This window comes from Streptomyces sp. NPDC005878, assembly GCF_040629815.1.
Classification (GTDB): domain Bacteria; phylum Actinomycetota; class Actinomycetes; order Streptomycetales; family Streptomycetaceae; genus Streptomyces.
Window position 1 is genome coordinate 338365 of record NZ_JBEXWK010000002.1, and the last position, 11983, is coordinate 350347.

The 11983-nt window shown below is 74.4% G+C and carries 11 protein-coding genes; 7 read left to right on the top strand and 4 right to left on the bottom strand.

Going from position 1 to position 11983, the window contains the following annotated elements; genetic code table 11:
- Positions 1-68: 68 nt before the first annotated feature.
- From ABZ404_RS05500 to ABZ404_RS05515, 4 genes are read left to right on the top strand one after another with little or no spacing between them, the layout of a single operon-like run.
- On the top strand, positions 69-902 hold the full coding sequence (locus ABZ404_RS05500; RefSeq protein WP_358833628.1) for a M55 family metallopeptidase: 834 nt from the start codon (positions 69-71) through the stop codon (positions 900-902).
- Positions 895-2220 carry a M20/M25/M40 family metallo-hydrolase gene (locus ABZ404_RS05505; protein ID WP_358833627.1) on the top strand — a complete coding sequence of 442 codons (1326 nt, stop codon included), beginning with the start codon at positions 895-897 and terminating at the stop codon, positions 2218-2220. The genes ABZ404_RS05500 and ABZ404_RS05505 overlap by 8 nt, the downstream gene beginning before the upstream one ends.
- Before the next feature lie 15 nt (positions 2221-2235).
- The gene (locus tag ABZ404_RS05510; RefSeq protein WP_358990146.1) at positions 2236-4257 is read left to right on the top strand and encodes a prolyl oligopeptidase family serine peptidase; all 2022 of its coding nucleotides are present in this window, start codon (positions 2236-2238) and stop codon (positions 4255-4257) included.
- A complete protein-coding gene (locus ABZ404_RS05515) occupies positions 4254-5222 on the top strand; it encodes an LD-carboxypeptidase (protein WP_358836085.1) in 969 nt (322 codons plus the stop codon). Before ABZ404_RS05510 ends, ABZ404_RS05515 begins: the two co-directional genes overlap by 4 nt.
- 34 nt (positions 5223-5256) lie before the next feature.
- On the opposite strand, the gene ABZ404_RS05520 is transcribed toward ABZ404_RS05515, so the two are convergent.
- Entirely contained in the window at positions 5257-6348 is a 1092-nt protein-coding gene (locus tag ABZ404_RS05520; RefSeq protein WP_358836086.1) for an adenosine deaminase, read from the bottom strand.
- 33 nt (positions 6349-6381) lie between these two features.
- Entirely contained in the window at positions 6382-7122 is a 741-nt protein-coding gene (locus ABZ404_RS05525; RefSeq protein ID WP_358836087.1) for a GntR family transcriptional regulator, read from the bottom strand.
- 242 nt (positions 7123-7364) lie between these two features.
- Here ABZ404_RS05525 and ABZ404_RS05530 point away from each other — a divergent pair, with 242 nt between their 5' ends.
- From ABZ404_RS05530 to ABZ404_RS05540, 3 genes are all read left to right on the top strand, one after another.
- A complete protein-coding gene (locus ABZ404_RS05530) occupies positions 7365-7802 on the top strand; it encodes a YdeI/OmpD-associated family protein (RefSeq protein WP_358836088.1) in 438 nt (145 codons plus the stop codon).
- Between the two features lie 89 nt (positions 7803-7891).
- Complete coding sequence (locus ABZ404_RS05535; protein ID WP_358836094.1) at positions 7892-8425, top strand: GNAT family N-acetyltransferase; 534 nt, start codon at positions 7892-7894, stop codon at positions 8423-8425.
- A 135-nt stretch (positions 8426-8560) separates the two neighbouring features.
- The gene (locus tag ABZ404_RS05540) at positions 8561-10546 is read left to right on the top strand and encodes a DUF5107 domain-containing protein (protein ID WP_358836089.1); all 1986 of its coding nucleotides are present in this window, start codon (positions 8561-8563) and stop codon (positions 10544-10546) included.
- A gap of 102 nt (positions 10547-10648) precedes the next feature.
- Here ABZ404_RS05540 and ABZ404_RS05545 read toward each other — a convergent pair whose 3' ends face one another.
- Together ABZ404_RS05545 and ABZ404_RS05550 are read right to left on the bottom strand one after the other, a co-directional pair.
- On the bottom strand, positions 10649-10996 hold the full coding sequence (locus tag ABZ404_RS05545) for a VOC family protein (protein WP_358836090.1): 348 nt from the start codon (positions 10994-10996) through the stop codon (positions 10649-10651).
- A gap of 24 nt (positions 10997-11020) precedes the next feature.
- Positions 11021-11830, bottom strand: coding sequence for a methyltransferase domain-containing protein (locus ABZ404_RS05550; protein WP_358836091.1), 810 nt, complete (start codon positions 11828-11830; stop codon positions 11021-11023).
- Positions 11831-11983: the final 153 nt, after the last annotated feature.

Consider the following 11983-nt stretch of genomic DNA (forward strand, 5'->3'; position numbering starts at 1 on the left):
GGCCCCTGGGCGCCCTACGGCGGTGTGGCCTCTGGCCGACATATTCGGCGGCCGGTAGCGTCGTGCGCATGAAGATCCTCATCAGCGCCGACATGGAGGGCGCCACCGGTGTCACCTGGCCCGGTGACGTGCTGCCGGGTGCTCCGCAGTGGGAGCGGTGTCGTGCCCTGTTCACGTCGGACGTCAACGCCGCGGCGCTGGGTTTCTTCGACGGTGGTGCCGACGAGGTCCTCGTCAACGAGGCGCACTGGTCCATGCGCAATCTGCTGCTGGAGCGGCTGGACGAGCGCGTGCAGATGCTCACCGGGCGCCACAAGTCGCTGTCGATGGTCGAAGGCGTGCAGCACGGCGACGTGGACGGCATCGCCTTCGTCGGGTACCACACGGGAGCGGGCGCCGAAGGCGTCCTGGCCCACACCTATCTCGCCAACTCCCTCACGGGCGTCTGGCTGAACGGGACACGGGCGAGCGAGGGGCTGCTCAACGCCCGGGTGGTCGCGGAGTACGGAGTGCCGGTGGTCCTGGTCACCGGTGACGACCTCACCTGCGCGGACGCCGAAAAGTACGCCCCGGGGGCGCGCAAGGTGGCGGTGAAGGACCACGTCTCGCGGTACGCGGCGGTGTGCCGCACCCCCGCGCGGACCGCCGCCGACATCAGGGCGGCCGCGAAGGAGGCGGCGGCCCTGGCGAGGCGTCATGACCCTGTCCGGGGCGGGCCGTTCACCGTCGAGATCGAGTTCGACGCGGAGCACCTGGCGGGGGCCGCCACGGTGGTCCCGGGCGCGGAGCGCACCGGTGAGCGCCGCGTCGCCTACACCAGCGACACCATGTACGAGGGCATCCGCACCTTCAAGGCGGTCACCACGATCGTCTCGGCCGCGGTGGAGGAGCAGTATGGCTGAGCACATCGACACGGCCGCGCTGGACGAGGTGGTGGCCTTCACCTCCGAGCTCATCCGGATCGACACCACCAACCGCGGGGGCGGCGACTGCCGCGAGCGCCCCGCCGCGGAGTACGTGGCGGAGCGGCTCGCCGCCACCGGCCTGGAGCCCACCCTGCTGGAGCGGACGCCGGGCCGCACCAACGTGGTGGCGCGCATCGAGGGCACCGACCCCTCCGCCGACGCGCTCCTGGTCCACGGCCACCTCGACGTGGTGCCCGCCGAACCGGCCGACTGGAGCGTGCACCCGTTCTCCGGGGAGGTCCGCGACGGCGTGGTGTGGGGGCGGGGCGCCGTCGACATGAAGAACATGGACGCGATGGTCCTCACGGTCGTCCGGGCCTGGGCGCGCGCCGGCGTGCGCCCCCGCCGGGACATCGTCATCGCCTACACCGCGGACGAGGAGGCCAGCGCGGTCGACGGCTCCGGTTTCCTCGCCGACCACCACCCCGGCCTCTTCGAGGGGTGCACCGAGGGCATCAGCGAGTCCGGCGCGTTCACCTTCCACGCCGGCCCCCGCCTCCAGCTGTACCCGATCGCGGCGGGCGAGCGCGGCACCGGCTGGCTGAAGCTCACCGCGCACGGCCGGGCCGGCCACGGCTCCAAGGTGAACGCGGCCAACGCCGTCAGCCGGCTGGCCGCCGCGGTCGCCCGGATCGGGGAGCACCGCTGGCCGGTCCGGCTCACCCCGACCGTCCGGGCGGCCCTGAGCGAGCTCGCCGCGCTGTACGGGATCGACGTCGACCCGGCAGCCCGCGGCTTCGACGTGGACGCGCTCCTCGGCAAGCTCGGCCCGGCCGCCGCCCTGGTGGAGCCGACCGTCCGCAACAGCTCCAACCCGACGATGCTGGAAGCCGGTTACAAGATCAACGTGATCCCGGGGCACGCCACGGCGTATGTGGACGGGCGGTTCCTGCCGGGCACGGAGGACGAGTTCCGCGACACGCTCGACCGGCTCACCGGCCCGGACGTCGACTGGGAGTTCCACCACAAGGAGGTCGCCCTCCAGGCCCCGGTGGACACCCCCACGTACGCCAAACTGCGCGCCGCCGTCGAGGAGTTCGCCCCCGAGGGGCACGTCGTGCCGTACTGCATGTCCGGCGGTACCGACGCCAAGCAGTTCTCCCGGCTCGGCATCACCGGATACGGCTTCTCGCCGCTGAGGCTGCCGCCCGGCTTCGACTACCAGGCGCTGTTCCACGGCGTCGACGAACGGGTCCCGGTGGACGCCCTCCACTTCGGCGTGCGGGTCCTCGACCACTATCTGCGTTCCGCTTAGGGGGAGTTGGAAGACATGGTGCCCATCGGGCCTTACGGAACCTGGCCGTCGCCCATCGACGCCGAGCTGGCCGCCACCCACGACGGCGCGCCCGACTTCGCCGGCATCGTCGGCGAGGAGGTGTGGTGGACCGAGCCGCGCCCCACCGAGGGCGGCCGCCGCGCCCTGGTCCGCCGCCGGGCGGACGGCACCGCCCGGTCGCTGCTGCCCCCTCCGTGGAACGTACGCAGCCGGGTCATCGAGTACGGCGGCGTGCCGTGGGCCGCGGCGGCGCGGGACACCGGGGGGCCGCTCGTGGTCTTCGTCCACTTCGCGGACCAGCGGCTGTACGCGTACGAGCCGGACGGCGCGGGGGAGCCGAGGCCGCTCACCCCGCTGTCGGCGGTGGGGGAGGGGCTGCGCTGGGCCGAACCCGTCCTCATGGCCGGGCGCGGCGAAGTGTGGTGCGTCCTGGAGGAGTTCACCGGCGACGCCCCGACCGACGTGCGCCGGGTGCTGGCGGCCGTACCGCTCGACGGCTCGGCCGCCGAGGACCGCGGCCGGGTGCGCGAGCTCTCCGACGGGCGGCACCGCTTCGTCACCGGCCCCCGGCTCTCCCCGGACGGCTCCCGCGCCGCCTACCTCGCCTGGGACCACCCGAACATGCCGTGGGACGGCACCGAGCTGATCCTCGCGGAGCTGGGGGAGGACGGCGTCCTCACGGGGGCGCACCCCGTCGCGGGCGGCCCCGGCGAGTCCATCGCCCAGGTGGAGTGGGCGCCCGACGGCCGGCTGCTGTTCTCCTCCGACCGCACCGGCTGGTGGAACCTCTACCGGATGGACCCGGCGCCCGCGGACCCGCTCTCCTCCCACCCCGCCGACCGCGCGGGCACGGCCGTGGCGCTCTGTCCCCGCGAGGAGGAGTTCGGCGGTCCGCTCTGGCAGATCGGCCGCCGCTGGTTCCAGCCCCTGGACAGCGGTCTGATCGCTGTCGTCCATGGCCGGGGCGCGACCGCGCTCGGCATACTCGACCCGGAGAGCGGCGAGGTGGTGGACGCGGCCGGCCCCTGGACCGCCTGGCAGGCGACGCTCGCGGCGCACGGCAGCCGGGTCGTCGGCGTCGGCGCCAGCCCGCGCACGGCGGCCGAGGTGGTCGAGCTGGACACCCGCTCGGGCCGCACCCGGGTCGTCGGACGCCCCCACGAGGACGTGGTGGACCCCGCGTACTACCCGGAACCGCAGATCCGCACCTTCACCGGCCCCGGCGGCCGCGACATCCACGCCCTGGTCTACCCGCCACACCACCCCGGCCGGGTGGCGCCCGCCGAGGAGCTGCCGCCGTATGTGATCCGGGTGCACGGCGGCCCGACCGGGCAGGTGCCCCTCGTCCTCGATCTGGAGATCGCCTACTTCACCTCGCGCGGCATCGGCGTGGCCGAGGTCAACTACGGCGGCTCCACGGGGTACGGACGGGAGTACCGCGACCGGCTGCGCGAGCAGTGGGGCGTCGTCGACGTCGAGGACTGCGCGGCGGTGGCCCGCGCGCTCGCCGACGAGGGCACCGCCGACCCCCGGCGCCTGGCCGTCCGGGGCGGCAGCGCGGGCGGCTGGACCGCGGCGCTCTCCCTCGCGACCACCGACGTCTACGCCTGCGGCACCGTCCTCTACCCCGTCCTCGACCTCACCGACTGGTCCTCCCCCGAGGGGACGCACGACTTCGAGTCGCGGTACATGGAATCCCTCATCGGCCCCCGCGCCGAGTTCCCCGGGCGGTACGCGCAACGCTCGCCGATCACCCACGCGGAGCGGATCACCACACCGTTCCTGCTGCTCCAGGGCCTCGACGACCCGATCTGCCGGCCCGCCCAGTGCGAACGGTTCCTGGCCCGGACGGCGGGCCGCGGCGTACCGCACGCCTATCTCGCCTTCGAGGGCGAGGGCCACGGCTTCCGGCGGGCGGACACGCTGATCCGCGCCCTGGAGGCCGAACTCTCCCTGTACGCCCAGACGTTCGGCATCGACCGGCCCGACATCCCCCTCCTGGAGCTGGACAAGTGACGCCCGCGCACCCCGCCCCCACCCGCGCCCCCGTGCCCCTCACCCGGCCCCCGCGACTGCGGCCGGGCGCCCGGGTGGCGGTGGTGGCCCCGAGTGGTCCGGTGGTGGGCGAGCGGCTCGACGCGGGGCTCGACATCCTGCGCGGCTGGGACCTCGACCCGGTCGTGCTGCCCCATGTCCGCGACCGGCACCCGGAGTTCGGCTACCTCGCGGGCGGCGACGACGCCAGGGCGCGCGACCTCCAGCGGGCGTGGTGCGACCCGTCGGTCGACGCGGTGCTCTGCGCGCGCGGCGGGTACGGGGCGCAGCGCATGGTGGACCTGGTCGACTGGAGCGCGATGCGGGCCGCCGGGCCCAAGGTGTTCGTCGGCTACAGCGACGTGACCGCGCTGCACGAGGCGTTCGCCGCGCGTCTCGGGCTCTCCACGCTGTACGGGCCGATGGTGTCGGCCGAGACGTTCCTCAAGGACGACCCGACCCAGCGCTCCCTGCGCACCACCCTCTTCGCCCCCGAGGCGGCCCGCACGCTCCGAGCGGACGGTGCCCGCCCGATGGTGCCGGGCCGGGCCCGGGGGACCACGGTGGGCGGCTGTCTCGCCCTGCTCGCCGCGGGTCTCGGCACCCCGGACGCCCTGGCCTCGGTGCGCGGCGGGCTGCTGCTCCTGGAGGACGTGGGCGAGGAGGACTACCGGATCGACCGCATCCTGACCCAGCTGCTGCGCTCGGGATGGCTGGACGGGGTGGCCGGGGTGGTGCTCGGCTCCTGGGAGGCCTGCGGACCGTACGAGAAGGTGCGGGCCGTGCTGGCCGACCGGCTCGCCCCGCTCGGCGTGCCGGTGGTGGAGCACTTCGGCTTCGGCCACTGCACCCCCTCGCTCACCATGCCGCTGGGGGTCCCCGCGGTCCTCGACGCCGACGCGGGCACGCTCACTCTGGAGGTGCCCGCGCTGGTGCAGGTGCCGTAGGACGGGGGGCGTGCCCGGGGCGAGGCGGCCGTCGCTAGAGGGCGGCGTACCCCGGGCGGACCAGCTCGTCGATGATGCGGCGGCGCTCCGGCAGCGGCAGGAACGCGGCCTCGACGGCGGCGACGGTGAACTGCTCGAACACCTCGGGCCCGTAGCCGAAGGCGTCCGCCATGTGCTGGAACTCCTCGCTCATGGTGGTGCCCGAGACCAGCCGGTTGTCGGTGTTCAGGGTGACCCGGAAGCCGAGGCGGCGCAGCAGGTCGATCGGGTGCGAGGCGTAGTCCTTGGCCGCGCCGGTCTGGAGGTTCGAGGTCGGGCAGACCTCCAGGGCGATGCGGTTGTCGCGCAGGTAGGAGGCGAGGTGGCCGAGGTCGGCCGTGCCGTCCTCGTGGACCGTGATGTCGTCGGTGATCCGCACCCCGTGCCCGACGCGCTCCGCGCCGCAGATCTGCACGGCCTCGTGGATCGACTCGGCGCCGACGGCCTCGCCCGCGTGGATGGTGAAGTGGCAGTTCGCCCGCTTCAGGTGCTGGAAGGCGGGGAGGTGGCGGGCCGGCGGGTTGCCGATCTCGCCGCCCGCGATGTCGAACCCGGCCACCCCGCGGTCGCGGTGCGCCACGGTCAGCTCGGCGATCTCCAGGGAGCGGTCGGTGTGGCGCATCCCGGTGAGCAGGGCGCGCACGGTGATCCGCCCGCCGGTGCGGCGCTCGCCCTCGCGCAGGCCCGCGTTCACCGCGTCGACGACCTCGTCGAGGGTGAGCCCGCGCTCCAGGTGCTGCTCGGGCGCGTACCGCACCTCCGCGTAGACGACCCCGTCCGCCGCCAGGTCCTCGGCGCACTCCGCCGCGATCCGCTCCAGCGCCTCACGGGTCTGCATCACCGCGCAGGTGTGGGCGAAGGTCTCCAGGTAGCGCTCCAGCGAACCGGAGTCCGCCGCGTCCCGGAACCAGACCGCGAGCGCCGCCGGGTCCTCGGTCGGCAGACCCTCGTAGCCGCAGGCGCGGGCCAGCTCGACGATCGTGGCGGGACGCAGACCACCGTCGAGGTGGTCATGGAGGACGGCCTTGGGCGCGCGGCGTATCCAGTCGGCGACGGGCTGGGCGGCGGAGTTGTCAGACAAGTGCATGACCGGGGAGTGTACAGCCTGGGTCGGCCCGGCCTACCCGCCGTGGAGCACCGGCAGGGCCGGGGCGCCGCTCGGGAGCATGTGCTTGGCGGCGAGGACGGGGGTGCCCTCCACCCGGACGACCTGGGTGACCAGGACGGCCGGGGTCTCCGCCGGGCGCTCCAGCTGCTCGCCCCTGCGGCGCCCGAGCAGGGTCGCCGTCACCCCGCTGTGCGCGCTCAGCGGTACGCCCCGGGAGGCGTCCGCGAGCACCGCCAGCATGGAGCGGGCGGGCTCGTCGGCCAGGGCGGCGGCGAAGGCGGGGTGCAGCCGTTCGAGCACGTCCTGGGGCGCGGCCCACTCATGGCACAACGCCACCGCGAGACCCTCGCCGACCAACACGGTCTCCCAGAACCGCAGCTCGGCCCCGGCGCCGGGGAGCAGGTGCTGGGTGGTGAAGTCGGTGGGCTCCTCCACGCTGCGCAGCAGCGCGCGCACCCGTACCGGCCCGCCCGCCCCGAGCAGCTCCTCCAGCGGCTGGAGCTGCTCGAAGCCGCGTCGGGGCGGCCGGTCGTTCACGGTCCGCCCCACGCCCCGGCGCACCGAGAGCAGCCCGTCCTCCTGGAGCAGCAGCAGCGCCTCGCGCAGCGCCGGACGGCTCACCCCCAGCTCGCCCGCGAGCCTCGGCTCCGAGGGCAGGGTGGAACCGGGCGGGTAGGTGCCGTCGTGGATCGCGTCGGCGATCCGCTCGTACAGGGCGACGACCGGCCTGCGCTGCTGTCCGCTGACTGCCATGGCGCAAGCATGACCCGACCCCTACTTGTCTGACAAGGCGGCCGGGCGGCCGGTGCCCCGGCCGGAACCGCCCCTCACCCGTACGGCCCGCTCCGGCGCCCGTGCCGTACGGCATCCGCCCATCCTGTACGGGAGGAGCGGCGCGACCTGTCGGCGCGGCGCGGGAACGGCCGGTCGGGGAGCAACTCCCGGTATATCGTGGCCGGTTGACACGGCAGACGGTACGGACGAGGAGTGCGAGCATGAAGTTCAGGGCCACGGTCATCCCGTCCGGCAACGCGCTGGGCGTCGAGGTGCCGCAGGACGTCATCGACGAGCTCGGGCAGGGCAAGCGGCCCCCGGTGGTGGTCAAGATCAACGGCCACTCCTGGCGTACCAGGGTCGCCGCCATGCGCGGACAGATCCTCATCGGCATCAGCGCGGCCAACCGCGAGGCGAGCGGGGTCGACCTGGGCGAGGAGATCGAGGTGGAGCTGCGCCTCGACGACGAGCCGCGGGTGGTCGAGGCGCCGAACGACCTCGCGGCCGTCCTCGACGCGGACCCCGCGCTGCGCGGGGCGTACGAGCGGATGGCCTTCAGCCTCAAGCGCAAGCAGGTCGGGGAGATCGAGAGCGCCAAGAGCCCCGAGACGCGGCAGCGGCGCATCGACAAACTGGTGGAGTCGCTCCGCGGCAAGTGACCCCGAGGGCCGCCCGCCCCACGAGCCCCGCCCGGCCACCTCACCCCCCCGTTCCCCCCCAGTACCCTGACCCCGTGCTCGACAAGATCGTGTATCTCGCCCGGGGCCCCCGTGTGGGCCTTCGGTCCTTCGCGCTCGGGGACGCGGAGGAGTTCACCGCGCTGGCCCGCGCGAGCCGGTCCCTGCATGCGCCGTGGCTGTTCCCGCCCACCGAACCCGACGCGTATGCCGTCTACGCGGAGCGGCTGCTGGCGGACCCGAACCGGTACGGGTTCCTCGTCTGCACCCCCGAGGACGACCGGATCGCCGGGTTCATCAACATCAACAACGTCGTCCAGGGCGCCTTCCTCAGCGGCGCCCTCGGCTACGGCGCCTTCGCGCACGCCGCCGGGCGCGGGCTGATGAGCGAGGCGCTGGACGTGGTCACCCGGTACGCGTTCGCCACGCTCGGACTGCACCGCCTGGAAGCCAACATCCAGCCGGGCAACCTCGCCTCCATCGCCCTGGTGCGCCGCGCCGGATTCCGCCTGGAGGGCTTCTCGCCCGACTTCCTCTTCATCGACGGCGCCTGGCGCGACCACCAGCGCTGGGCGATCACGGCGGAGATGGTCGAACCCCGCTGAACCCCCGCCCGGACGGCGGCCTTTGCGCAATCCTGACCAGGGGCTCCTCTGGTCAGCGCGGCGCCCGCCGTGTTCCATGGTCACGGGGAGGCCGCGGGGACGGGGCGGCCGACCGCGCGAGGGAATGAGGGTGTCTTGGCCACGACCGTGCGACGTTCCGTACTGACCCTGCCCGCCGCCCCGTTGGGGCAGCCCAACCCGCTGCCCGCGCTGCGGCCGCTCGACGAGGTGCACACCCTCGACGATCCGGCCGGTCGTGTCCGCGAGGACATGCCGCGCGACATGGCCCGGCAGATCGGCCACCAGCCGCTGAGCACGGTCCTGCCGGTACGGATCCTCGACGGCTACGGCCGTGAGCGCACCCCCACCGACCTGGACACCCTCGTCCTGGAGAACTCCCGGCTGCGGGTCACCGTCCTGCCCGGCCTCGGCGGCCGGATCCGCTCCCTCTTCCACAAGCCGACCGGCCGCGAACTCCTCTACGTCAACCCCGTCCTCCAGCCCGCCGGCTTCGCCCTGAACGGCGCCTGGTTCTCCGGCGGGATCGAGTGGAACATCGGTGCCACCGGCCACTCCACCCTCGCCTTCGCCCCGGTGCACGCGGCCGTCGTCCCGGCCCCCGACGGCGGGGAGATGCTGCGGCTGTGGGAGTGGGAGCGGCTGCGCGACCTGCCGTTCCAGGTGGACCTCTGGCTGCCCGAGGACGCCGACTTCCTGTACGTGGGCGTCCGCGTGCGCAACCCGCACGAGCGGGCCGCGCCCGTCTACTGGTGGTCCAACACCGCCGTGGAGGAGGGGACGCGCACCCGCGTCCTCGCCCCCGCCGACAGCGCCTGGCACTTCGGGTACGCGCGCACCCTGCGGCGCGTGCCGGTCCCGGAGGGGGACGGCGCCGACCCTACGTACCCGCTGCGCGGCGAGCACCCCGCCGACTACTTCTACGAGGTGCCCGACGGCGCCCGCCGCTGGATCGCCTCGCTCGACGCGTCCGGGCAGGGCCTGGTGCAGACGTCGACCGACCTGCTGCGGGGACGCAAACTGTTCCTGTGGGGCACGGGCCGGGTCGGGCGGCGCTGGCAGGAGTGGCTCACCGAGCCCGGCACCGCCGGCTACGCCGAGATCCAGGCGGGCCTGGCCCGCACCCAGCTGGAGCACGTACCGCTGGAGGCGGGCGGGGAGTTCGCCTGGCTGGAGGCGTACGGACCGCTCGCCGCCGATCCCGGGCAGGTGCACGGCGACGACTGGCGGGCGGCCCGCGAGGAGGTGGCGCGCCGACTGGAGAGGGCGCTGCCGCGCGCGACCGTCGAGGAGGCGTACGCGGCCTGGCGCCCGTACGCCGACGCCGAGCCCACCACCTCCCTGGCCACCGGGTCCGGCTGGGGGGCGCTCGAAGTGCTGCGGGGGAACCTGAAGCTGCCGGGTACGCCGTTTCCCGAGTCGACGCTCGGCGAGGAGCAGGCGCCCTGGCTCGCGCTGCTGCACGCGGGCGCGCTGCCCGAGCCGCGCCGGGTCGTGCCGCCGGGCCCGACCCTGGTGGCGCCGCACTGGCGCGACATGCTGGAGACGGCACCCGCGTCCCCGCTCACCGAGTACCACCTCGGGGTCGCGCAGTGGCACGCGGGCGACCGGGCGCAGGCGGTGCGCAGTTGGGAGCGCGGGCTGCCGCTCGCGCCCTCGCGCTGGCCGCTGCTGCGCTGCCTCGCGGTCGCGGACCGGCTCGCGGGCAACCCGGACCGGGCCGCCGACCTCTACGCCGAGGCGTTCGACGACCTGTGCGAGGAGCGGCGGGACGGGGAGCACTGGGTGGCGGCGACCGCCGCGCTGGGCCGCGAGGCGATCACGGCCCTGCTCGCGGCGGACCGGCCCGACGCCGCCCGCGCCGTCTGGGACCGGCTGCGGGACCCCGTACGGGCGCGTGGGGCGTTCCGGCTCCTGGAGGCCCGCATCCTGCTGGCCGAGGGGGACCCGGCCGGGGCGCGGGCCGTCTTCGACGCGGGGTTCGAGGTGGCGGACCTGCGCGAGGGCGCGGAGGTGCCGGCCGAGGTGTGGTCGCGGATCACGGACGACCCGCTGCCGGACCGGTACGCGTACGCGTACCGGACGCGGCCACCGTCCTGCTGAGGGGGGCGCTTCGGAGTGCGGGAGCTTGCCGGACCGGCACCGCGCCCCCATGACGGACGCTGTCGCGCCCGCGCGCCACGACCCCGCGCCCCGGTGGGCCGGTTACCCCCGGTGGTCCACGTACTCGAACACCGAACCGTCCGGGTGGACCGCGATCAGGTTGCGGCCCACCGGGGTGGGGACCGGGCCCGCGATGACGCGGGCGCCCACCCCGGTCAGGGCGCGGTAGGCGTCGTCGAGGTCCTTCACGGCGATCGTGGCCGACACCTTGCGCAGGATCTCCAGCTCCGACTCCGGACCGCTCATCAGCAGGAAGCAGCCGACCGCGGCGACCGAGACCCCGCCGCGTTCGAAGCGCAGGGCCTTGCTTCCGACGAGGCCTTCGTAGAAGGCCACCGAGGTCTCCAGATCGTCGACGCAGACGCGCAAAGTGGTTCCGAGGATCTCCATACGAACGAGCCTAGTTGGTGACCGTCAGACGCGGCAGAGGATCTCGCCGTGGGGGACCATGAACCACCCGTCGTCGGCGGCGGCCCACTCCCGCCACCCCTCGGCGATCTCCGCGAGACCGGCATCGGTGGTGTGGCCGCCGTCCACCGCGAGCCGTGCGTACGTGGACGCCACCGTGCGCTCCGCCCACAGCCCGCTCCACCACGCGCGCTCGTCGGACGTGGCGAAACACCAGGCCGAGGCGGTGCAGGTGAGGTCGGTGAACCCGGCCGCGCGCGCCCACGACCGCAGCCGCCGCCCCGCGTCCGGCTCGCCCCCGTTGGCCCGGGCGACGCGGTGGTAGAGCGCCAGCCAGGCGTCCAGGGAGGGGACTTCGGGGAACCAGGTGAAGGAGGCGTAGTCGCTGTCGCGTACCGCGACCAGACCGCCCGGACGGGTGACCCGGCGCATCTCGCGCAGGGCCCGGACGGGGTCTCCCACGTGTTGCAGCACCTGGTGGGCGTGGACGACGTCGAAGGAGGCGTCGGGGTGGTCGAGGGCGTGCACGTCCGCGACCGCGAACGCCATGTTGGACCGCCCGCGCTCCTCGGCGTACGCCCGCGCCCGCTCGACGATGCCGGGCGCCGCGTCGACCGCCGTGACGTGCCCGTCCGGGACCAGCGCGGCCAGGTCGGCGGAGAGGGTGCCGGGCCCGCAGCCGATGTCCAGGATCCGCGCGTCGGGCCGGAGTTCGCCGAGCAGATACGCGGCGGAGTTGGCCGCGGTGCGCCAGGTGTGCGAGCGCAGGACGGACGCGTGGTGGCCGTGCGTGTAGACGGCGGTCTCCTGGGGCATGACCGGCTCCCTCTCTCCCTGTCGGAGCTGTCCGACCTGTGCGGTCGGTACGGCCACCGTACGCCGCCATGTCGCATGGTGAGACCTGTGTTTCACCATATGGACCGCGTGGTCCAGTCCGCCGGGCGCGCTCCGGGGCGGGCGCACTCCACG

Coding starts and splice junctions, on each gene's coding strand:
- ABZ404_RS05520 (WP_358836086.1), bottom strand. CDS start 6,348: ATGCACTTGTCTGACAACTCCGCCGCCCAGCCCGTCGCCGACTGGATA.
- ABZ404_RS05550 (WP_358836091.1), bottom strand. CDS start 11,830: ATGCCCCAGGAGACCGCCGTCTACACGCACGGCCACCACGCGTCCGTC.
- ABZ404_RS05525 (WP_358836087.1), bottom strand. CDS start 7,122: ATGGCAGTCAGCGGACAGCAGCGCAGGCCGGTCGTCGCCCTGTACGAG.
- ABZ404_RS05510 (WP_358990146.1), top strand. CDS start 2,236: ATGGTGCCCATCGGGCCTTACGGAACCTGGCCGTCGCCCATCGACGCC.
- ABZ404_RS05505 (WP_358833627.1), top strand. CDS start 895: ATGGCTGAGCACATCGACACGGCCGCGCTGGACGAGGTGGTGGCCTTC.
- ABZ404_RS05500 (WP_358833628.1), top strand. CDS start 69: ATGAAGATCCTCATCAGCGCCGACATGGAGGGCGCCACCGGTGTCACC.
- ABZ404_RS05545 (WP_358836090.1), bottom strand. CDS start 10,996: ATGGAGATCCTCGGAACCACTTTGCGCGTCTGCGTCGACGATCTGGAG.
- ABZ404_RS05530 (WP_358836088.1), top strand. CDS start 7,365: ATGAAGTTCAGGGCCACGGTCATCCCGTCCGGCAACGCGCTGGGCGTC.